The following is a 321-nucleotide window of genomic DNA, read 5'->3' on the forward strand; positions in this document are numbered from 1 at the left end:
TGGATCAAGCGTGGTTGCAAGCTGTATTCACTATCATGAGTACGGCAGGTAGTGCGGTATTTGCGAATTTAGCATTGATTTTTGCAATTGGTGTTGCTGTAGGTTTGGCAGATGCTGATAAGGGGACTGCTGGCCTATCTGCTGGGGTTGCATACTTGGTTTATACGGCTACTATTAGTGGATTTTTAACTCTTTTTGCTGATAAGGGAGCAAGCATTGATACTGGAGTTTTGGGCGCTTTAGCGATTGGTATCACTGTTGCAACTTTACACAATAAATATCGAAAAATTGAATTACCAGCCTTTCTTGGTTTCTTCGGGG

The 321-nt window shown here is 42.4% G+C and carries 1 protein-coding gene; it reads left to right on the plus strand.

The features are described from left to right. The coding region (locus C1G53_RS00230; RefSeq protein WP_161941334.1) for a PTS transporter subunit EIIC at positions 1 to 321 on the plus strand (321 nt) is incomplete at both ends.

It is taken from the genome of Streptococcus suis (assembly GCF_002960445.1).
GTDB classification, from domain to species: domain Bacteria; phylum Bacillota; class Bacilli; order Lactobacillales; family Streptococcaceae; genus Streptococcus; species Streptococcus hyiners.